The sequence below is a fragment of the Belnapia sp. AC561 genome, assembly GCF_979252845.1.
In genome coordinates this window covers 1-377 of sequence record NZ_CEEDBP010000128.1, presented here as the reverse complement: position 1 = coordinate 377, position 377 = coordinate 1, and the positions used below count along the sequence as shown (strand labels likewise).

Annotated in this window: 2 protein-coding genes; both read left to right on the top strand. The window is 59.9% G+C overall.

Annotated elements, in window-relative coordinates:
* Nucleotides 1-226 (top strand): type II toxin-antitoxin system RelE/ParE family toxin (locus AC0IW9_RS30430; protein ID WP_471652044.1); only part of this gene is annotated, 226 nt, incomplete at its 5' end.
* 15 nt (nt 227-241) lie between these two features.
* Nucleotides 242-377, top strand: a 136-nt coding sequence (locus tag AC0IW9_RS30425) for a HigA family addiction module antitoxin (protein ID WP_471652045.1), incomplete at its 3' end; no start/stop codon positions are given.

Sequence of the window (377 nt, the reverse complement as noted above, 5' to 3'; positions counted from 1 at the left end):
GACCCGCGGCATTCAAGCCGATCATGCCAAACGCCTCGCGCGACAGCTGCAGTTTATGGACCACGCTGTCGCACCGGCCGACCTCGACATCCCTGGCTGGCGGCTGCACCCGCTCAAGGGCGAGCTTGATCAATACTGGTCGCTCACGGTGAACGCTAATTGGCGAATGGTGTTTCGCTTCGTCGATTCCGATATCGAACTGGTCAACTACGTGGATTACCACTGAAAAGGAAAACGCACCATGGGCATTTTCAACCCGCCACACCCTGGCGAAACGCTGCGAGAAGACGTGCTGCCCGAGCTGAACATCAGCGTCGCGGAACTGGCGCGCCGTTTGGGCTTTGCCCGCGAAACCCTGTCGCGCATCCTGCATGGCC